Origin of the sequence: Shinella sp. (assembly GCF_035998705.1) — a bacterium.
Lineage (GTDB): Bacteria > Pseudomonadota > Alphaproteobacteria > Rhizobiales > Rhizobiaceae > Shinella.
This window is the reverse complement of record NZ_DASYHH010000033.1, coordinates 407,350-425,479: the sequence shown is the minus strand read 5'-3', so window position 1 is coordinate 425,479 and position 18,130 is coordinate 407,350. Positions and strand designations below refer to the sequence as shown.

Genomic DNA, 18,130 nt, shown 5'->3' with positions numbered 1-18,130 from the left:
CCTCAAGGGGAGGGTACAGGCGCGCCAAGCGCGGTGTTCAGAAGGCCCGCAGTTTTCTCCCGAATTGATGGCCTACATCTTCCCCGCAACCTTGATCGCAAACGCATATTCGAACGCGATCTCCTCCAGCCGCTGGAAGCGGCCCGAGGCGCCGCCGTGGCCGGCGCCCATGTTGGTCTTGAGGAGGATGGGTTCGCTGCCGGTGGTCTTTTCGCGCAGCTTGGCGACCCATTTGGTGGGTTCCCAATAGGTGACGCGGGGGTCGGTGAGGCCGGACAGCGCGAGGATGGCGGGGTAGGGTTTCGCCTCGACATTGTCGTAGGGCGAGTAGCTGGCCATCAGCTGATAAAAGTCCTTGCTGTCGATCGGGTTGCCCCATTCGGGCCATTCCGGCGGCGTCAGCGGCAGGGTGTCGTCGAGCATGGTGTTGAGCACGTCGACGAAGGGCACGGCGGCGATGATGCCGCCGAATTTTTCGGGCGCCATGTTGGCGATCGCCCCCATCAGCATGCCGCCGGCCGAGCCGCCTTCCGCGACGATCTTCGCGTAGGACGTGAACGTCTCTTGATTCAGATAGTCGGCCGCCGCGATGAAGTCCTTGAACGTATTGGTCTTCCTGTCCATCTTGCCGTTTTCGTACCAGGCGAAACCCTTGTCCTTGCCGCCGCGGATATGGGCGATGGCATAGACGAAGCCGCGGTCGACGAGCGACAGGCAATTGGTGTTGAAACCCGCCGGAATGGTGATGCCGTAGGCGCCGTAGCCGTAGAGCAGGCAGGGCGCGGAGCCGTCGAGCGGCGTATCCTTGCGATAAAGCAGGGTGACGGGCACCTGCTCGCCGTCGAAGGCCGGGGCGAAGACGCGGCGTGTGACATAGTCGTCCGGGTTGTGGCCGGAGGGCACGTCCTGGGTCTTGAGCAGCGTGCGCTCGCGCGTCGCCATGTTGTAGTCGAAGAGCTGCGAGGGCGTCGTCATCGAGGAATAGGAGAAGCGGATGACGTCCGTGTCATATTCCGCAGCCCCCGAGAGGCCGAGCGAATAGGCCTCTTCCGCAAAGGCGATGGCGTGTTCCTCGCCGCTCTTGCGGTCGCGCACGACGATGCGCGGCAGGCCCTCGTGGCGCTCCAGCCAGACGAGGTGGCGGGCATAGGCCATGTGGTTGAGGATCAGCGTGCCGGCGCGATGCGGCACGACCTCGCTCCAGTTTTCGCGGCCCGGTGCGGTCACCGGGGCTTGGCAGATCTTGAAGTCCTTGGCACCGTCGGCATTGGTCAGGATGTAGAAGACGTCGCCGCCCTCCGTCATCGCATATTCGAGCCCCGTCTGGCGCGGTGCCACGACGACGGGCGTCGCCGTGAGATCCTTGGTCGAGAGCAGGCGGTACTCGCTCGTCTCGTGGTCGTGGATGTCGATATAGATGTAATCGTCGATCAGCGAGCCGCCGACCGACATGAAGAAGCCCGCATCCTTCTCCTCGTAGACCAGCCGGTCGTTCTCCTGGCGCTCGCCGAGGATGTGATGGAAGATTTTTGACGGGCGATGGTTTTCGTCCAGCGCGGTGTAGAAGAAGCTTTTCGCATCCGGCGCCCAGACGCCGTCGCCGCCGGTGTTGTCCAGCGTGTCGGAACGGTCCTCGCCGGTCGCAAGATCGCGCACGCGCAGCGTGAAATATTCCGAACCCTTGTCGTCGTAACCCCAGATGCCGAGCGAATGGTCCGTCGAATGGCCGATGCCGGCAAGCCGGAAATAGTCCTTGCCGGCGGCCTCCTTGTCGCCGTCCAGAAGCAGCTTGCGGTCGCCGCCCTCGCGCGGTTCGCGGAAGTAGCGCGGCTGCTCGCCGCCGGTGACGTAGGACGTGCCATAGGCGAAGGGACCGTCCTTCATCGGCACGGAGCTGTCGTCCTCCTTGATGCGGCCGCGCATCTCGGCAAACAGCACCTTTTGCAAGGCTTCCGTGTCGGCCATCGCCGCCGTCATATAGGCGTTTTCCGCCTCCAGATGGGTGCGGATCTCCGGCTGGAGGATCGTCGGATCCTTGAACATCGCCTGCCAGTTCTCGTCGCGGAACCAGGCATAGTCGTCGGTGCGGGTGATGCCGTGACGGGTGTCGGAGATCGGCTTCTTGGCGGCGACGGGGGCGGCGGGCAGGTTTTGGAAGACGGACAAGGTTTCACTCCGGCAAATCGCTAGGCGGGATCAAACAGATAGTGAGCCCGGGCGCAGGCATCAAGCAAAGCTTTTGCGCGGGGGGTGGTTTACCCCCCTCTGTCCTGCCGGACATCTCCCCCTCAAGGGGGGAGATCGGCAAGACGCGGGAACATCGCTCAATCAACAACGCTTGAGATAGGCGAGGCATTGCCCCATCCAATCTCCCCCCTTGAGGGGGAGATGCCCGGCAGGGCAGAGGGGGGCAGCCGGCACGTCAACCCGGCAGGTTGCGTTTGTTGGCCTTGCGCTTGGCGGGGCGCAGTTCGTCGGCGATGGTCATGCCGATGATCGACAGCGGCAGGGCCAGCATGGCGCCGGCGGCACCCCACATCCAGGTCCAGAAGATGATGGCGGTGAAGATGATGAAGGCGTTGACCTCCAGCCGCTTGCCCATCACCGCCGGCATGACGAGGTTTTCCATGGCGAGGTGCACGAGGAAGAAGGCGAGCGCCGGCATCAGGCCCATCATCAGCGTCTCGTGCGTCAGGAGGCCCGCGGTGGCGAGCGCGATCGTCATCAGCGTCACGCCGAGGAAGGGCACGAAGGAGGACAGGAAGGCGAAGAGCCCCCAGAGCGCCGGCATGGCAAGCCCGCCGCCCCAGGTGATCAGGGCGGTAACCACGCCGAGCGCGCCATAGACGAGGGCGGCGGTCGCGAAATAATAGCCGAGCGCGCTGTCGATGGCGTTCATGATGCGGATGGTGGTGAGCCGCTGGCCGCGGCGCGGGAAGGCCATGATGATCATCTGCCGGAGCTTCAGCCGTGCCGAAAGGAAGAGCACGAGGGCGGCAAAGAAGATCATGCCCTGCAGAAGGGCGGGCGTGAGGCTCGAGGACAGGATACCGAGAATGCTGCCGGTGTTCTCCAGCACCTTCTCCATGGTCATTCCGCCGCTCTGGAACGTCTGCTCGCTGATGTTCAGCCAGCCGAGGCGGGAGAACAGCGGCGTGATGCGATCATAGGCGCCGCGCACGAGATCCGGCGCATTGGCGGCGAGTTGCGTGATCGGGTCGGCGAGCAGGCCCGCGAGGAAGAACAGGCCGAGACCGAACAGGCCGGCCAGCAGCAGTGCGGTCGGCAGCGGCGGAATGCCGAACTCGTGCAGCTTCTCCGCGGCGACGCCGAAGATCAGGCCGGTGACGACGGCGAGAGACAGCGGAATGAGGATCGGCGCCATCAGATAGACGACGGCCATCGCCATGATCGCAAAGATGCCGATCACCGCCCAGGCGGAGGCGATGTCGAGGCCGTAGCGGCGCGGCGCGTCCTCTCGAAGGTTCTTTTCGATGTCGATGCTGCCCCGCAGGAGACGCCGTTCGGCTGGTTTTCCTAGTATTTCGTGCATGTCGCTTTCCCCGATCCGCGCTTGAAACGCCCGGGCAAGGTGGAAGTTCCATAAGCGATCGCTTGAAACCGCAGGTGGGTTGCCATGTGTCGTGAAATGGCCATATTGCCCGCCGACCCCGAATTGAAGCGTCGCAAATGACGAGACCAAGAGGAGGCAGACAGGTGAAACGGCAGGCAATCGGGCTTCGAATCGCCCTTTGCACCCTGGTTCTTGCGCCGATGGCGGCATCGCCGGCTTTCGCGATCGATGCGCGGCTGCGCAGCCAGCTTGAAAAGCTGACGCCGGAAGAGCGGCTGGAACAGCGCTGCGACATGGAGGCGATGGACCAGATCGGCGACGGCAAGGGCGGCTTTCGCCCGGACAAGGTGATCGCCTACGCCTTCGGCGATCCGAAGCTCGACGGCACCACCATCAAGACGCGCGGCGCCGTGTTCCGCAGCAAGGGCGAATGGTATCGGCTGTCCTACAAATGCGAGACGAGCGCCGACCGGCTGGAGGTCCACGCCTTCAAGTACAAGGTCGGCGACGTGGTGCCGCACGAGGACTGGGCGGCGCATTATCTCTACGACTGAGGGTCGGCCTGCGCGAAATGCGCCATCCCGCGATACAGCAGGCAGGCACCGATTTCGAACACATCGATATCACCGTCCTCCAGGAACGGCGCTTCTTGCAAAACACCGTTTTCATCGGTCTGGTTCCGGAAAGGCCAAGTCGTTCAGGCCGAGAGCTTGAGGCCGATGCCCCAGGGGTCGACGAGCGAGACCGTGTCGCCGGAGCGCGTGGTGGCGATCGCCAGTTCGTCGAGCGTCTTCAGGGCGCCGTCCAGTTTTGCCGGATCGTTGAAGCGGATCGTGTAGTCGGCCAGGCCGGTCATGCCCGCCTGGCACTTCGGCTGGCCGCTCGAATTCCAGACATTGGCCGCCACATGATGGTGGTACTTGCCCGTGGCGAAGAAGCTCGCGCCCGGATAGGTCGTCATGATGTCGAGGCCCAGCACGTCATGGAAGAAGGCGTTCGCTTCGGGGATATTCGAGACCTGGAGGTGGATGTGGCCGATCACCGTGCCGTTTTCCTGGCCCGTCCAGCCGTCCTTCGGTGCCTCGTCAAAGAGCGCCTGGAGATCGAGCCGGTGCGTCGCCATCTTCACCGTACCGTCAGGCCCATAGGTCCATTCGGCGCGATCACGGTCGCGGTAGATCTCGATGCCGTTGCCCTCGGGATCGTCGAGATAGATCGCCTCGCTGACCAGGTGGTCCGAGGCGCCGGTGAGCGGCACGTTGTTTTGCACGGCATGCGCCAGCCAGCGGCCGAGTTCCTTGCGGTTCGGCACGAGGAAGGCGGTGTGGAAGAGGCCCGGCGCATTGCGCGGCGCGCGCGCGGCATTGCTGCCCGTCGTCAGCGTCAGGAGCGGCCGGCCGGCAACGCCGAGCGTTTCGCCCGAGGCGGATTTTTCGAGAACCGTCAGGCCCATCGCCTGCTGGTAGAAGGCCGAGAGCATCGGCAGGTCGACGACCGTCAGGTGCGAATGGTCGACGAAGGCCGGCATGTTGACGGCGTGGCTCGGCTGGCTGGTCGTGTCGGTCATGCTGGCGGTCTCCGCGCGAATGGGGCCGGCCTTGCTTGCGGCGATGCCCGCGGCGGCAGCGCCGAGGAATGTCCGTCTGTCGAGGTCCGTCATGGTCTGTTTCCCGTTTCGGTTTCCCCTGGAAACCGTTCTGTCGGGCGGACTATGACGGAACGAGGCCGTTCACGAAAGCTGATGTTTCAGCGATTTACTGTCAATGTGGCGTTGACGATGACGATGGGGAAACTTTTGTGATCCGCGGGCGCTTGCCCCTCCGTGCCAAACCCGCCACCATGGTGGAGGATGAATGCAGGACCAGCCGTCGTGGAAATCAAGGGCATCAAGTGGAACTATGACCGGTACGAGGTGATCGCCGACGGCATCGTGCATGGTGTCGGCGTCGTCTTCGCGCTGATCGGCGTGACGGCCCTGATCTTCTATGCGACCGTCTGGGCGTCCAGCGGGCAGCTTGCGGCGGCCTGGGTCTATGGCGTCGGCCTTGTGCTCGCGCTCGCCACGTCCTTCGCCTACAATCTCTGGCCGGTCTCGAAGGTGAAATGGCACCTGCGCCGCTTCGACCATTCGGCGATCTTCGTGCTGATCGCCGCCACCTATACGCCTTTCCTCCAGCGCGGCATCGATGATCCATTCCTCGCCGGCATGCTGGTCTTCATGTGGGTGATGGCGGTGGCGGGCGTGGTGCTGAAATTCTTTTTTCCCGGCCGCTACGACCGGCTGGCGATCCTCATCTATCTCGGCATGGGCTGGAGCGGCGTCTTTGCCGCCGGCCCGCTGACGACGCATCTGTCGACCGCCACGCTGACGCTGATCGTCGTCGGCGGCGTGCTCTATTCGGTCGGCGTCGTCTTCCATGTCTGGGAGAAGCTGCGCTTCCAGAATGCCATCTGGCACGGCTTCGTCGTGGCCGCCGCTGCCGTGCATTACTCGGCGGTCGTCACCAGCGTCGTCTCCGGCATCTGATCATTGCGCTGACGGGGCCGCTCCCTGCGCGCTCGTGCAGCCTTCCGCCGGATGCAGCGATTTCACCAGCCGCCCGACAAGCGGCGAAATCTCCGCCTTCATCGACTGCGGATAATCCAGCACGAAGGTGGCGACCGCGTCGTCGCAGAGCGCGATGACCCGGTGATAGAGGATGGAATCGACGAGCGTGCCGGAAAGGCTCGCCCAGCCGGCCGTCTGCCGGTCGTAGCTGAGATCCCAGCCTTCCTGCTGGTAGGTGGTGCGCCGGTCGGCGACCTCCTCCTCGAACGGGCCGGCCGTCAGGTAATGCGCCCAGACGCGCAGTTCCGCCTTGCCGTTCCTGTAGGTCCGCCCGTCGCCGTTGTCGGCCTCCTGGACGAGCGTGAAGCCCGGCGGGATCTCGACGGCAAAGCCGTAGCGCGCATTGACATAGGGCTCCCACTCCGCGGCGAGGGCGGACGTGGGCAAAAGCAGAAGGAAAAGAAAGAGGAAGCGTTGCACGTTCGATTACTCGCTGAGGACATGATAGAGATAACGGACAAAGGCGGGCGTTTCATCGCCGGGCCGGCAATCAGGCTGGACAGGTTTCCCGCTCCTCCTGTAAGCCATGCAGGCAAAGCCGGGGGGACTATGGACATAACGATACGCGACGCCGCGGAGGCTGACCTCCCCGGCATTCTGGATATCTACAATGATGCCGTCGCCAACACCACGGCGATCTGGAACGAGGCGGAGGTCGATCTCGACAATCGCAAGGCTTGGTTTGCCGCGCGGCGTGCGCGCGATTTCCCGGTCCTCGTCGCCGTGCGCAACAAGCAGGTGATCGGCTACGCCTCCTACGGCGACTGGCGCGCCTTCGACGGCTATCGCCATACGGTGGAACACTCCGTCTATGTGCGCGGCGACGCGCGCGGCACGGGCACGGGAAAACGCCTGCTGAAGGCGCTGATCGACCGGGCAAGCTTCAACGGTATCCATGTCATGATCGCCGGTATCGAGGCGGAGAACGCCGCCTCGATCAAGTTGCACGAAAAGCTCGGTTTCCGCGCCGTCGGCCGCTTCAGCGAGGTCGGCATCAAGTTCGGCCGCTGGCTGGACCTGCTCTGTATGGAACTGAAAGTCCCCAAACGTTAGACGTTTTTTTCTGCGCAATTCCGGACGCAAAACCGCTGCACACTTTTGCTGGAATTGCTCCGGTCAATCCGGATCGAAGCTGAGCGCCACGCCGTTCATGCAATAGCGCAGGCCCGTCGGCGGCGGGCCGTCCGGGAAGACGTGGCCGAGATGGGCGTCGCAATCCGTACAGCGGATTTCCGTGCGCGTCATGCCGTAGGAATGGTCCGGATGGTCGGCGACCGCGCCGGGTTCGATCGGCTGGTAGAAACTCGGCCAGCCGGTGCCGGAATTGTATTTCGTTTCCGACCGGTAGAGCGCCTTGTTGCAGCAGATGCAGCGATAGGTGCCCTTCTTCGACAGGTCGAAGTCGGGGCTGGAAAAGGCCCGCTCCGTGCCATGCTCGCGCGTGATGCGGAACTGCTCCGGCGTCAGGATCTGGCGCCACTCATCCTTCGTCTTGTTGACCTTCAATGTCGTCGTGTCGCTCATGGCGTCCTCCTGTTGCCCCATAGATAGGACGCGAATTGCGGCAAGACAATTGGGCGGAGCGTCCCATTGCAAGACTCGCAATCGATAAGGTTCTGCCCTATAGTAATACCGATTTCCAGCATGGTATTATCGAGGTTCTCATGGGAACGACAGTGACGAGCAAGGGGCAGGTGACGATCCCGAAGGCTGTTCGCGATTTCCTGGGCATCGGCCCGGGCAGCAAGGTCGAGTTCCAACGGGTCAAGGATGGCAGCGTCGTCGTCGTGCCGCTGGGGGAAGGGCGGCCCGAAAGCCGGTTTGCGCGGCTGCGCGGTCATGCCGGTGCCGGCATGACGACGGATGAGATCATGGCCATGACCCGCGGCGACGACTGACATGTATCTGGTCGACACCAATGTGCTGCTCGACCTAGTCACGGAGGATGAAGCCTGGGCCGCGTGGTCGATGGCCGAGCTGGAGGCGTCGGCGCTTCTCGGCCCTCTCGGCATCAACGACGTCATCTATGCCGAATTGTCGGTGCGCTATCGCGACATCGCCGATCTCGACGCGATGATCGCGTTCGCGGAACTGGACCACCTCGCCATTCCCAGGGAGGCGCTGTTCCTTGCCGGCAAGGCCTTTCAGGCCTATCGCAAGGCCGGCGGCAATCGCACCGGCGTCCTGCCGGATTTCTTCATCGGCGCTCATGCCGCGGTCGCTGGCTTTACTCTGATTACCCGCGATGCCGGGCGCTACCGCAGCTATTTCCCGAAGCTCGCGCTTCGCACACCCGATGGGGGCGATCATCAAGGCGCGTGAAAACGCCGCGCCCTTGCTGTTCAAGGGTGGCGATTTCCCGCATACCGACGTAGAAACGGCGCTCTGACATATTTTGACAACGACGGGCGAAGCCCGCGCAGAAAGGACGGGGGATGACACCAGACACGATGGGCTTGACCTTCCTTGCCTTCTGTCTGCCGTTCCTCGGCGCGCTCGTGGCACCGGCGCTCACGCGGGTGCTCGGCCACAATGCCGCCTGGCCGCTGGCGCTCATTCCGCTCGCCATCTTCGTCCATTTCCTCGACTTCAATGCGGAGGTCGCGCGCGGCGAGGTGGTGACCGGCGGTTATGCCTGGGTGCCGGCCTACAATGTCAGCTTCTCCTGGATGATCGACGGCCTGTCGCTCGCCTTCCTGCTGCTGATTTCCGGCATCGGCACGCTGATCGTGCTCTATTCCGGCGGCTACCTGAAGGGACATAGACACCAGGGCCGCTTCTTCTCCTTCATCCTGATGTTCATGGGCTCGATGCTCGGCCTCGTCGCCTCCGACAGTTTTCTGATGCTCTTCATCTTCTGGGAGCTGACCTCGATCACCTCCTTCCTGCTGATCGGCTTCGACCATGCGCGCGAGGCCTCGCGCCGCGCCGCCTTGCAGGCGCTGATCGTGACGGGTGGCGGCGGGCTGTTCCTGCTGGCGGGGCTGCTGCTGCTGTGGAACGTCACGCAGGTGACGCAGCTCTCGCTGCTGATGTCCTTTGGCGCGGAAGTGCGTGCGAGCCCGTTCTACCTGTCGATCCTGTTCCTGGTCCTCGGCGGCGCCTTCACCAAGTCGGCGCAGTTCCCGTTCCATTTCTGGCTGCCCAACGCCATGGAGGCGCCGACGCCGGTCTCCGCCTACCTGCATTCCGCCACCATGGTGAAGGCCGGCGTCTACCTGCTGATGCGGCTCAACCCGGTCATGGGCGAAACGCTCGCCTGGGAGACCATCCTGCCGGCCTTCGGCGGGCTGACCCTGCTGGTGGGCAGCACGCTCGCCATCCGCCAGACGGACCTGAAGCTGATGCTCGCCTATACGACGGTCGCCTCGCTCGGCCTGCTGGTCATGCTGACCGGCTTCGGCTCCGAGCATGCGGTGGCTGCGGCGGCGCTGTATCTGGTGGCGCATTCGTTGTTCAAGGGCGCGCTCTTCATGGTCGCCGGCCTGATCGACCACGAGACCGGCACGCGCGACATCACGAAGCTCGGCGGCCTCCGGCGCGCCATGCCCGTCACCTTCCTGGCGGCCGTGCTGGCAGCGCTCTCGATGGCCGGCCTGCCGCCGTTCTTCGGCTTCCTCGCCAAGGAGGAAATCTACGCGGCCCTCGCCGGCGGCAATCTCCGGGCGATCGCCTTCACGGCCGCCGCCATCATCGGCAACGGCCTGATATTCGCCGTCGCCTTCGCCGTGGCGCTGAAACCGTTCCTGGGTGCCCGCCGCGAGACGCCGAAACACGCCCATGAGGGGCCGGCGCTGCTGTGGAGCGGCCCCGTGTTGCTGGCGGTCACGGGCCTCGTCGTCGGCCTCTTCTCGGCCATAACCCACGCCATGCTGACCTCGCCGCTCGCCTCCGCCATCGCCGGCAAGGCCGAGGTGATCACCATCTCCGCCATGCCGCATTTCGGCGTGGCCTTCGTGCTGTCGCTCGCTACCATCGCCTTCGGCATCCTGGTCTTCCTCTCGCTCGACAAGGTGCGCGCGGCGGCGGACCGACTCGTGGACGATATCGGCTGGGGGCCGGACAAGGGTTTCGACCAGGCGATGCGCGGCCTCGTGCGGGTTTCGTCCGCCATCAGCCGCTTCACGCAGCCCGGCCTCATGGAAATCTACATGACGGCGACCTTTGCCGTGATCGCGCTGGCGCTGCTCGTGCCGCCGGCCGTCTATGGCGAATGGCCGCGCCTGCCGGTCTGGCCGGCAAACGTGCCGTTCCACGAGCTCGCTGTCATGGCGCTCGCGGTCGTCGGCATCGGCGCGGTGCTGCGGGCGGAAAACCGCCTGACGGCGATCGTCGCGCTCGGCATCCAGGGTTTCTGCGTCGCCGTGCTCTTCCTGCTCTTCGGTGCGCCGGACCTCGCCTTCACCCAGTTCATGATCGAGACGCTGTCGGTCGTCATCCTCGCCCTCGTCATGACCCGGCTGAAGCTGACGCCGCGCGACCATCGCCCGCTCCGCGAAAAAATCCCGGATGCCGTGATCGCCATCGCCTGCGGCCTCGGCTTCTCACTCTATCTCCTGAAGGTCACGCAGGGCCGCTTCGACACGGCGCTCACCGATTTCTTCAACCTCTATTCCAAGACGATCGCCCATGGCGCCAATGTGGTGAACGTCATCATCGTCGATTTCCGCGGCACGGACACGCTGGGCGAGATCGCCGTGGTCATGGTGACGGGGCTGGCGATCCTGTCGATCATTCGCGTCAGGGCAGGGAGGAAGGTGTGATGGTGGGAGTTCGCCGTTACCCCCCTCTGGCCTGCCGGCCATCTCCCCCTCAAGGGGGGAGATCGGCAAGGGGCGGGCTCATTGCTCCCTTGCAAACGTCTCTATTTGGCGGTGCCTCTCTCCATCGATCTCCCCCCTTGAGGGGGAGATGCCCGGCAGGGCAGAGGGGGGTGCTGCAGCACGCAGCCGCGGGAGGATCGTGCGCATGAACACACTCATCTTCCGCACCGTCGCCCCCTTCCTCACCGCCCTCATGGTGCTCTTCTCGCTCTTCGTCCTGCTGCGTGGCCACAACGAGCCGGGCGGCGGGTTCATCGGCGGGCTGATTGCCGTCTCGGCCTTCGCGATCTACGGCATCGCCAACGGCGTCGCGGCCGTGCGTCAGGCGCTGTGGTTCCACCCGATGGCGATCTCCGCCTTCGGGCTGTTCATCGCCTGCATCGCCGGCCTCGTGTCCATCGTCTTCGCCGTGCCCTTCATGACCGGGCTCTGGGTCTATCCGACACTCCTCGGCGTCGAGATCCCGCTGTCCAGCGTCATGCTGTTCGATGCCGGTGTCTATCTCGTCGTGGTGGGGTCGATCACCTCGATCGCATTGGCGCTCGAAGCGGGGGACGACGTCTGATGGAACTGCTCTTCGTCATCCTGATCGGCCTGTTCTTCGCCGCCGCGGTCTATCTCATGCTGTCGAAATTCCTGGTGCGCGTGCTGCTCGGCGTCGTGCTGCTCGGCAATGCGGTGAACCTCCTGCTCTTTACCAATGGCCGCATCCTGCGCGGCGTGCCGCCGATCATTCCGGAAGGCCACGACGTGCCGGCGACGCTGACGGCCAATCCGCTGCCGCAGGCGCTCATCCTGACGGCGATCGTCATCTCCTTCTCCTTCTTCGCCTTCCTGCTGGTGCTGGTCTACCGCGCCTACCAGGACCTCGGCACGGACAACGCCAACGAGATGCGCGTCGCCGAGCCCAGGAACGATCCCCTCCCGCCGACCGGCTACTGACAGGAACCGCCCCGCCAATGGCCGCAAGCCCCGCCGATCTTTCCGCAGCCTTCGTCATGACCCCGGTCGCGCCCGCCGACTGGCTGGTCGTGCTGCCGCCCGCCTGGTGCATCCTGGCCGGCGCCGTGCTGCTGATGCTGCGCAAATCCGTTCGCCTGCAGGCGACGATCGCCATCCCGGCGCTCGCCGTGCTGGTCCTGTTCGATGCCCTGCTGCTCGCCCATGTGTCGCAGAACGGCCCCGTCACCATGGTGATGGGCCGCTGGCTGCCGCCCTTCGGCATCGCCTTCACGGCAGACCTGACGGGCGTGCTCTTCGCGCTCACCGGCGCCGTCGTGGCGCTCGCCGGCAGCGTGCATGCGCTCTCCGACATCGACGGCACCGGCCGGCGCTACGGCTTCTACCCGTTCCTGCTGCTGCTGATGGCCGGCGTTTCCGGCGCCTTCCTGACGGGCGACATCTTCAATCTCTATGTCTGGTTCGAGGTGCTGCTGATCTCGTCCTTCGGGCTCGTCGTGCTCGGCTCGGAGGCCCGCCAGATCGACGGCGCGATCAAATACGCCTTCCTCAACCTGGTCGCGACGACGCTGTTCCTCATCGCCACCGGTTATCTCTACGGCATCTTCGGCACGCTCAACATGGCCGATATCGCCGTGAAGGCGGCCGCCGGCCGTGCCGACCTGCCCTTGATGACGCTCGCCACCCTCTACTTCGTCGCCTTCGGCATGAAGGCGGCGGCCTTTCCGGTGAATTTCTGGCTGCCGGCCTCCTACCACACGCCGCGCGTCGTGGTGTCGGCGCTGTTTGCCGGGCTGCTCACCAAGGTCGGCATCTATGCGCTGCTGCGCACGCTGATCATGCTGTTCCCCATCGAGCGCGAGGAACTGAGCTTCGTCATCGCGCTTGCGGGTGCTGCGACGATGATTATCGGCGCGCTGGGTGCGCTCGGCCAGAGCGATATCCGCCGGCTGCTCGGTTACGTCGTCATCTCCGGCATCGGCGTCATGCTGGCGGGCCTGTCGCTCGGAAGCCCGGGCGGCGTCGGCGGCGCGATCTTCTATGCGCTGCATTCCATGGTGGTGATGACGGCGCTCTATATGGCAGCGGGGCTGGCGGGCCGCCTCGCCGGCACGTTCGATCTCAACCGGCTCGGCGGGCTCTACGGCCGCTCGGCGCTGTTTTCCACGCTGTCGCTGGTGCTGTTCTTCGCCGTCTCCGGCCTGCCGCCGTTCTCCGGCTTCTGGCCGAAGGTCATGGTGGCGAAGGCGGCGATGGATATCGGCGCCTGGTGGCTGGTGGCGACGGTCCTGCTGACCGGCTTCCTGACCACCATCGCGCTCGGCCGCGTCTTCGCGCTCGCCTACTGGCGCCCCGCAGGCGAGGCGATGCCCGATGCGGCCATACCGGCCAGTGCCCTCCTCCCGCTCGTGGCGCTCACGGCGCTGACGGTGGGCTTCGGCCTGTTCCCGAATGCGCTGCTCTCGACGATCCAGCACGCGGCACAAGGCCTTGCCGATCCGCGCGCCTATATCGGTTCCGTCTTTCCGGGGGTGAACTAGATGCGGCCCGCTGTCATCATCGCGGTGTTCACCGCCTTCTGGCTCGCCGTTTCGGGCAGCTTCACGATCCCCAACCTGCTGCTCGGTATCGCCGCCAGCGCGCTCTCGCTGGTGTTGATACGTGGCCGCGCCCGCTCCGAGGGCCGGCGTCTCCGGCCTCTGAAGGTGCTGTCGCTGCTGGTGCTGTTCATCAAGGAACTGGCGCTCTCCGCATGGAAGGTCGCCGTGCTGGTGGCGAGCCCGAAGATGGCGCTGAAGCCCGGCATCTTCGCCTTTCCGCTGACGGTCGACCGGGATTTCGAGATCACGCTGCTCGCCAATCTCATCACGCTGACGCCGGGCACGCTGTCCGTCGATGTTTCCGAGGACCGGCGCGTGCTCTATGTGCACGCGCTCGACTGCTCCGACCCCGTCGCCACGCGGCGCGACATCGCCAACGGCTTCGAGAAGAAGATCATGGAGGCCTTCCGCTGATGGCTGCCGATACCGTCATCTCCGTCGCATCCGCCATCGCGCTCTTCCTGATGTGCGCCGCCTTCTTCCTGACCGCCTGGCGGGTCGTCCGGGGACCGACGCTGCCGGACCGCGTCGTGGCGCTCGACATGCTGGTGGCGATCGCCATCGGCTTCATCGCGGTGGTCGCGATCAGGACCGGCTTCAACCTCTATATCGACATCGCCATCGCGCTCGGCCTCGTCGGTTTTCTCGCGACCGTCGCCTTCGCGCGCTTCATCATGAGCCAGGGCATGCAGGCGGGCGAGGCCGGCGCGCCGGACGGCGAGGTGGCGCGCAAGGGTTTGCGACACGACAAGCCGGGCAGGGCGAGGAGGGCACGCTGATGCTGGATCTTGCGCTCGCCCTCGTCGTCGCCGTCATGCTGGTCGCCGGCGGCATCTTCACCTTCCTGGCGGCGCTCGGCCTCGTGCGCCTGCCGGATGTCTATACGCGCATGCATGCCGCCTCGAAGGCCGGCACGGTCGGCTCCGGCCTCATGCTGCTTGCGGCCGGCCTGCATTCGCTTGATGTCGCGATCTTCACCCGGGCGCTGGCCGGCTTCGTGTTCTTCGTGCTGACGGCGCCCGTCGCCGCCCATCTCGTCGCCAAGGCGGCGCATGGCGCAGGCTATCGCCTGTCGCGCCACAGTGTCATCGACGACATGCGCGACTCGCAGGAGCGCGCCGGCAGGAAGCGCGACAAGAAGCATTGACAAACGGTTGAAAGGACGACCCCTAAAATTTGTAGTATCCGCTAATTTTCTTGGGGACGATTTCTATATTAGAATCTCTGGTTTTGGTTCTGCAAAATAATACTGGACATTGAATTGTGGAATGATATTTCAGACCAAGTAAAGTATTCGGGTTGATTTAGCTTGCATATGGTTTTCCTGTCTAGGTTGAATTCGGACGGTATTAATGCCGAATCGGTACATGTACCGGCAAGAATTTCTGCGTGATGGATAGCCGCCGTAATCGAAAGTTATAGTGACGAAAATGTCCCTGTTTCGACGGGTGAGCATTATTCTGCCATATGATCGCCCGAAAAGCACACTTTGCCGCGAATTTGATGTCCGGGTCGACGGATAGGGCCATCGACCTTCGTTTTGTCCGACAGGAGAAAGAAATGACCGAAACAACCCTTGGCGCCGGCTCCAATCTGCTCGTGGAACTGACCGCCGATATCGTCGCCGCCTATGTCGGCAACCATGTCGTGCCGGTTTCCGAGCTGCCGGGCCTGATCGCCGACGTGCATGCCGCGCTCAACAACACGACGCAGCCGGTTGCCGCCGTCGAGGCGCCTGTGGTGGCCGAAAAGCCGAAGCCGCCGGTGCCGGTGCGCAAGTCCGTGCAGAACGACTACATCATCTGCCTGGAAGACGGCCAGAAGTTCAAGTCGCTGAAGCGCCACCTGATGACCCATTACGGCATGACGCCGGAAGAATACCGCGAGAAGTGGGACCTTCCGGCCGATTACCCGATGGTCGCTCCGGCTTACGCCGAAGCGCGCTCGCGCCTCGCCAAGGAAATGGGCCTCGGCCAGCGCCGCAAGGGCAAGTAAACGCCGTATCGGCAAACGGGATTTGCAAGGCCGGAGCCGCGAGGTTCCGGCCTTTTGCGTTCGGGGCTGACCCTTATTGAGGAATAAATCCCTAGTTCGGGGATATGCGTCGTAAATTTATTAAGAAATTCAATGCGAGGTTGTGGCTTGAGGCTTCATTCATCCCCGCCTGTCCTCTAGGGTGTATGAATAAATTCCTATCAACAGGAGTGGCCAGTCATGCACCAGTTCATCGTTCCCCAGAGGCGCTCGTCCCCCGTGGCTCCCCCCGGCCCGGCGCCGGAAAAGAAGAGTGCGGGCGCTGAAGAGGGATTGCCGCAAGCTCGCCGGGCGACGAGCGAACCGCAGATGCCCGTCGTGCCGCCCGGCATCGCCTGCCGGATCGTGCGCCAGCTCGTGCTGGAAATGACGGCGATTGCCAGCGACCGGCCGCTCTGGCGGCGCGACAGCCGGCGCTCCACCTGCCATGTGCGCCAGATCGCCATGTATGTCAGCCACGTCGTGCTGAGCCTCTCGCTGTCCGATATCGGCGCCGCCTATGGCCGCGACCGCACGACGGTCGGCCATGCCTGCAACGTGGTGGAGGATCGCCGCGACGATGCGGCCTTCGATGCCTTCGTCGCGGCGATCGAGCGCGTCGTGCTCTCCGTCTTCGGTCCGGCGGGGATCGGCAGCCATGAGTGAGGGTGCTGGGAAGACCGCCAACGATCTCGCCCGGCTCCTCCGTTTCGTGCTGGCGGCGGGGCCGGTGGCCGTTGCCGACGGCGACATGCTGGTGGCCGGCGACGGGCGCAGGCAGCCGGTGTCCGCGGCCGTGCTGGCGGAAGCGCTGCGGCTCGGCCTCGTCAGCCCCGCCGGCGAAACGCTTGCCGCGACGCCGGAGGCGCGTGCCCACCTGAAACGCCGGCTCTGCAACGCGGAAACGCCCTTTGCCGGCCAGCACCGCGACATGGCGCAGGTGCTGGTGATGCGCGACGGGGTGCGCGAAAAGGCCTTTGCCAACCGGCTCGAATCACCGCTGGCCGCGCTCGCGCGGCTGAAGGAGAAGACCGGCGAGGCCTATCTGCCGGAAAATGCCATCGCCGCCGGCGAGCGGCTGCATGCCGATTTCACCCGCGGCGGCCTCCAGCCGCGTTTGACCATGTCGTGGGAGCCGCGCGTCGCCGGCCGCCAGAAGGGCGAGGCGGGGGCGGGGCGCGAACTGACCGATACCGCGCTTGCCGCCCGCCTGCGGGTCGCCCGCGCCATCCAGGCGATCGGCCCGGAGCTTTCCGGCGTGGCGCTGGACATCTGCTGCTTCATGAAGGGGCTGGAGACGGTGGAGCGCGAACGGCAATGGCCGGCCCGCTCGGCCAAGCTGATGCTGCGCACCTCGCTGATGGCGCTTGCACGGCACTATGCGCCGGCAGCTCCGGCGGGGCGGCGGGCGCATGTGTGGGGCGCGGAGGGGTATCGGCCGAAGATTTCGGGGTGAGGGCAGGCCGGATGAGGGGCTATCTCAACCCCGTACCTTCAAGCCGCCACCCGCACCGCTGCCTCTTCCCGAATCCGCTTCACCATCGACCGCAGCCCGTTGGCCCGCTGCGACGACAGGTGTTCGACAAGCCCGATCTCGTTGAACGTGTCGATGGCATCCAGCGCCGCGATCTCCGAGGCGTGTTTGCCGGAATAGATGGCGAGCACGATGGCGACGAGGCCGCGCACGATATGGGCGTCCGAATCGCCCTCGAAGGTCATCACCGGATCCGCGCCGTCGTCCGTATGGCTGACGAGCCAGACCTGGCTGGCGCAGCCCTGCACCTTGTTGACGGCCGTGCGCTTGTCCTCCGCGAGATCCGGCAACGCCTTGCCGAGTTCGATGACATAGCGGTAACGGTCCTCCCATTCCTCGAGGTAGGCGAAGTCGTCGATGATCTGTTGAAGCGTGGCCATGTCGGTTCCGTTCGCGGCTTTGGCTTTCATATAGGGGAGGTGGCTGCCAATTTGAACCGGAATCGATCCGCACAAAAAGAAACGCCGCATGGAACGGGTCCATACGGCGGTTGCAGGGGCAACGAGTCAGGCAGGCAGAAACGTAAAAGGCGCGTCAGCTCTTGTGGTCGGGACGGCGCGTCGGGATGGCGATGGTGCCGGTGATCACCTCGTCGTCGGCATCGATGGCGGCGACATCCGGAAGCGGCTGGTCGAGCGCTTCCTTGGCGACCGGATCGGCCTTGGCAACGGCGGTGCCCTCTTCGGCAAACTGGGTATCGAGGAACTGGTAGGCGATGCGGGCGCCTTCGCGGGCCCGGTGGCCGAGGGCGACGAAGGTTTCAGCACCCTTCTCGCAGACGTCCGGCTTCTCCAGGCACATGGCGGTGACGTAGTGCAGCGCTTCGCTGGCGGCATTGAAGGTATCGCCGATCTCGACGTTCGGACCCTTCTCCAGCTTCGCGGAGGATTCCGCGTCGATGAAGGGGAGCAGGACGAGAACCATGGAGAACCAGAACGTTCCCTTGATCAGAAACCACATCGCTTGCCATCCTTGTTATAGGGCCTCGGCTCTTTGCGGCCTTCGGCTTTCGTGTTG

21 protein-coding genes and 1 pseudogene are annotated in these 18,130 nt (G+C 64.6%); 15 read left to right on the top strand and 7 right to left on the bottom strand.

Annotated elements, in window-relative coordinates:
• Positions 1-72: 72 nt before the first annotated feature.
• Together VGN93_RS30335 and VGN93_RS30330 are read right to left on the bottom strand one after the other, a co-directional pair.
• Positions 73-2,166, bottom strand: a complete 2,094-nt coding sequence (locus VGN93_RS30335) for a S9 family peptidase (protein WP_327510561.1) — start codon at positions 2,164-2,166, stop codon at positions 73-75.
• A gap of 256 nt (positions 2,167-2,422) precedes the next feature.
• Complete coding sequence (locus tag VGN93_RS30330; RefSeq protein WP_327510560.1) at positions 2,423-3,553, bottom strand: AI-2E family transporter; 1,131 nt, start codon at positions 3,551-3,553, stop codon at positions 2,423-2,425.
• 221 nt (positions 3,554-3,774) lie between these two features.
• Here VGN93_RS30330 and VGN93_RS30325 point away from each other — a divergent pair, with 221 nt between their 5' ends.
• Positions 3,775-4,128 (top strand): DUF930 domain-containing protein, encoded by a 354-nt coding sequence (locus VGN93_RS30325; protein ID WP_319312322.1) that lies wholly within the window; start codon positions 3,775-3,777, stop codon positions 4,126-4,128.
• A gap of 143 nt (positions 4,129-4,271) precedes the next feature.
• Here the strand turns inward: VGN93_RS30325 and VGN93_RS30320 are convergent, their stop codons facing one another.
• On the bottom strand, positions 4,272-5,141 hold the full coding sequence (locus VGN93_RS30320) for a VOC family protein (RefSeq protein ID WP_327510598.1): 870 nt from the start codon (positions 5,139-5,141) through the stop codon (positions 4,272-4,274).
• A gap of 282 nt (positions 5,142-5,423) precedes the next feature.
• On the opposite strand from VGN93_RS30320, the gene trhA reads away from it, so the two are divergent.
• The gene (gene trhA, locus VGN93_RS30315) at positions 5,424-6,101 is read left to right on the top strand and encodes a PAQR family membrane homeostasis protein TrhA (RefSeq protein WP_327510559.1); all 678 of its coding nucleotides are present in this window, start codon (positions 5,424-5,426) and stop codon (positions 6,099-6,101) included.
• On the opposite strand, the gene VGN93_RS30310 is transcribed toward trhA, so the two are convergent.
• Positions 6,102-6,602 carry a hypothetical protein gene (locus VGN93_RS30310; protein ID WP_327510558.1) on the bottom strand — a complete coding sequence of 167 codons (501 nt, stop codon included), beginning with the start codon at positions 6,600-6,602 and terminating at the stop codon, positions 6,102-6,104.
• 129 nt (positions 6,603-6,731) lie between these two features.
• On the opposite strand from VGN93_RS30310, the gene VGN93_RS30305 reads away from it, so the two are divergent.
• The gene (locus VGN93_RS30305) at positions 6,732-7,235 is read left to right on the top strand and encodes an N-acetyltransferase family protein (protein ID WP_327510557.1); all 504 of its coding nucleotides are present in this window, start codon (positions 6,732-6,734) and stop codon (positions 7,233-7,235) included.
• Positions 7,236-7,298: 63 nt separating this feature from the next.
• Here VGN93_RS30305 and msrB read toward each other — a convergent pair whose 3' ends face one another.
• Positions 7,299-7,706 (bottom strand): peptide-methionine (R)-S-oxide reductase MsrB, encoded by a 408-nt coding sequence (msrB, locus tag VGN93_RS30300; protein ID WP_319310948.1) that lies wholly within the window; start codon positions 7,704-7,706, stop codon positions 7,299-7,301.
• Positions 7,707-7,846: 140 nt separating this feature from the next.
• Between msrB and VGN93_RS30295 the strand changes: the two genes are divergently transcribed.
• The 12 genes and pseudogenes from VGN93_RS30295 to VGN93_RS30240 all read left to right on the top strand — a co-directional run bounded on the left by VGN93_RS30295 (position 7,847) and on the right by VGN93_RS30240 (position 17,035).
• The gene (locus tag VGN93_RS30295) at positions 7,847-8,080 is read left to right on the top strand and encodes an AbrB/MazE/SpoVT family DNA-binding domain-containing protein (protein WP_327510556.1); all 234 of its coding nucleotides are present in this window, start codon (positions 7,847-7,849) and stop codon (positions 8,078-8,080) included.
• A 1-nt stretch (position 8,081) separates the two neighbouring features.
• Positions 8,082-8,504, top strand: a complete 423-nt coding sequence (locus tag VGN93_RS30290) for a type II toxin-antitoxin system VapC family toxin (RefSeq protein WP_327510555.1) — start codon at positions 8,082-8,084, stop codon at positions 8,502-8,504.
• A 113-nt stretch (positions 8,505-8,617) separates the two neighbouring features.
• Positions 8,618-10,945 (top strand): putative monovalent cation/H+ antiporter subunit A, encoded by a 2,328-nt coding sequence (locus VGN93_RS30285; RefSeq protein WP_327510554.1) that lies wholly within the window; start codon positions 8,618-8,620, stop codon positions 10,943-10,945.
• Positions 10,946-11,150: 205 nt separating this feature from the next.
• On the top strand, positions 11,151-11,570 hold the full coding sequence (locus VGN93_RS30280; RefSeq protein ID WP_327510553.1) for a Na(+)/H(+) antiporter subunit B: 420 nt from the start codon (positions 11,151-11,153) through the stop codon (positions 11,568-11,570).
• On the top strand, positions 11,570-11,947 hold the full coding sequence (locus VGN93_RS30275; protein ID WP_327510552.1) for a Na+/H+ antiporter subunit C: 378 nt from the start codon (positions 11,570-11,572) through the stop codon (positions 11,945-11,947). The genes VGN93_RS30280 and VGN93_RS30275 overlap by 1 nt, the downstream gene beginning before the upstream one ends.
• Positions 11,948-11,964: 17 nt before the next feature.
• A complete protein-coding gene (locus tag VGN93_RS30270) occupies positions 11,965-13,506 on the top strand; it encodes a Na+/H+ antiporter subunit D (protein ID WP_327510551.1) in 1,542 nt (513 codons plus the stop codon).
• Positions 13,507-13,980, top strand: a complete 474-nt coding sequence (locus VGN93_RS30265; RefSeq protein WP_327510550.1) for a Na+/H+ antiporter subunit E — start codon at positions 13,507-13,509, stop codon at positions 13,978-13,980.
• Positions 13,980-14,222 (top strand): annotated as a pseudogene (locus VGN93_RS30260) (cation:proton antiporter); the annotation flags it as partial. The gene VGN93_RS30265 and the pseudogene VGN93_RS30260, both read left to right, overlap by 1 nt.
• Positions 14,223-14,344: 122 nt before the next feature.
• Entirely contained in the window at positions 14,345-14,713 is a 369-nt protein-coding gene (gene mnhG / locus VGN93_RS30255; RefSeq protein ID WP_327510548.1) for a monovalent cation/H(+) antiporter subunit G, read from the top strand.
• Positions 14,714-15,126: 413 nt separating this feature from the next.
• Positions 15,127-15,561 (top strand): MucR family transcriptional regulator, encoded by a 435-nt coding sequence (locus tag VGN93_RS30250; RefSeq protein WP_256120821.1) that lies wholly within the window; start codon positions 15,127-15,129, stop codon positions 15,559-15,561.
• Between the two features lie 219 nt (positions 15,562-15,780).
• On the top strand, positions 15,781-16,245 hold the full coding sequence (locus VGN93_RS30245; RefSeq protein WP_327510546.1) for a helix-turn-helix domain-containing protein: 465 nt from the start codon (positions 15,781-15,783) through the stop codon (positions 16,243-16,245).
• A complete protein-coding gene (locus VGN93_RS30240) occupies positions 16,238-17,035 on the top strand; it encodes a DUF6456 domain-containing protein (RefSeq protein ID WP_327510545.1) in 798 nt (265 codons plus the stop codon). The genes VGN93_RS30245 and VGN93_RS30240 overlap by 8 nt, the downstream gene beginning before the upstream one ends.
• Positions 17,036-17,073: 38 nt before the next feature.
• On the opposite strand, the gene VGN93_RS30235 is transcribed toward VGN93_RS30240, so the two are convergent.
• Positions 17,074-17,493: a SufE family protein gene (locus VGN93_RS30235; RefSeq protein WP_327510544.1), complete on the bottom strand. Its 420-nt coding sequence runs from the start codon at positions 17,491-17,493 to the stop codon at positions 17,074-17,076.
• A 154-nt stretch (positions 17,494-17,647) separates the two neighbouring features.
• Positions 17,648-18,073, bottom strand: coding sequence for a DUF5330 domain-containing protein (locus VGN93_RS30230; RefSeq protein ID WP_327510543.1), 426 nt, complete (start codon positions 18,071-18,073; stop codon positions 17,648-17,650).
• Positions 18,074-18,130 lie beyond the last annotated feature (57 nt).

What these genes read in the sequence shown, in the direction of transcription:
- VGN93_RS30330 (WP_327510560.1), bottom strand. Translation starts at nt 3,553, where the DNA reads ATGCACGAAATACTAGGAAAACCAGCCGAACGGCGTCTCCTGCGGGGC.
- VGN93_RS30325 (WP_319312322.1), top strand. Translation starts at nt 3,775, where the DNA reads ATGGCGGCATCGCCGGCTTTCGCGATCGATGCGCGGCTGCGCAGCCAG.
- VGN93_RS30320 (WP_327510598.1), bottom strand. Translation starts at nt 5,141, where the DNA reads ATGACCGACACGACCAGCCAGCCGAGCCACGCCGTCAACATGCCGGCC.
- trhA (WP_327510559.1), top strand. Translation starts at nt 5,424, where the DNA reads ATGAATGCAGGACCAGCCGTCGTGGAAATCAAGGGCATCAAGTGGAAC.
- VGN93_RS30305 (WP_327510557.1), top strand. Translation starts at nt 6,732, where the DNA reads ATGGACATAACGATACGCGACGCCGCGGAGGCTGACCTCCCCGGCATT.
- msrB (WP_319310948.1), bottom strand. Translation starts at nt 7,706, where the DNA reads ATGAGCGACACGACGACATTGAAGGTCAACAAGACGAAGGATGAGTGG.
- VGN93_RS30295 (WP_327510556.1), top strand. Translation starts at nt 7,847, where the DNA reads ATGGGAACGACAGTGACGAGCAAGGGGCAGGTGACGATCCCGAAGGCT.
- VGN93_RS30290 (WP_327510555.1), top strand. Translation starts at nt 8,082, where the DNA reads ATGTATCTGGTCGACACCAATGTGCTGCTCGACCTAGTCACGGAGGAT.
- VGN93_RS30285 (WP_327510554.1), top strand. Translation starts at nt 8,618, where the DNA reads ATGACACCAGACACGATGGGCTTGACCTTCCTTGCCTTCTGTCTGCCG.
- VGN93_RS30280 (WP_327510553.1), top strand. Translation starts at nt 11,151, where the DNA reads ATGAACACACTCATCTTCCGCACCGTCGCCCCCTTCCTCACCGCCCTC.
- VGN93_RS30275 (WP_327510552.1), top strand. Translation starts at nt 11,570, where the DNA reads ATGGAACTGCTCTTCGTCATCCTGATCGGCCTGTTCTTCGCCGCCGCG.
- VGN93_RS30270 (WP_327510551.1), top strand. Translation starts at nt 11,965, where the DNA reads ATGGCCGCAAGCCCCGCCGATCTTTCCGCAGCCTTCGTCATGACCCCG.
- VGN93_RS30265 (WP_327510550.1), top strand. Translation starts at nt 13,507, where the DNA reads ATGCGGCCCGCTGTCATCATCGCGGTGTTCACCGCCTTCTGGCTCGCC.
- mnhG (WP_327510548.1), top strand. Translation starts at nt 14,345, where the DNA reads ATGCTGGATCTTGCGCTCGCCCTCGTCGTCGCCGTCATGCTGGTCGCC.
- VGN93_RS30250 (WP_256120821.1), top strand. Translation starts at nt 15,127, where the DNA reads ATGACCGAAACAACCCTTGGCGCCGGCTCCAATCTGCTCGTGGAACTG.
- VGN93_RS30245 (WP_327510546.1), top strand. Translation starts at nt 15,781, where the DNA reads ATGCACCAGTTCATCGTTCCCCAGAGGCGCTCGTCCCCCGTGGCTCCC.
- VGN93_RS30240 (WP_327510545.1), top strand. Translation starts at nt 16,238, where the DNA reads ATGAGTGAGGGTGCTGGGAAGACCGCCAACGATCTCGCCCGGCTCCTC.
- VGN93_RS30235 (WP_327510544.1), bottom strand. Translation starts at nt 17,493, where the DNA reads ATGGCCACGCTTCAACAGATCATCGACGACTTCGCCTACCTCGAGGAA.
- VGN93_RS30230 (WP_327510543.1), bottom strand. Translation starts at nt 18,073, where the DNA reads ATGTGGTTTCTGATCAAGGGAACGTTCTGGTTCTCCATGGTTCTCGTC.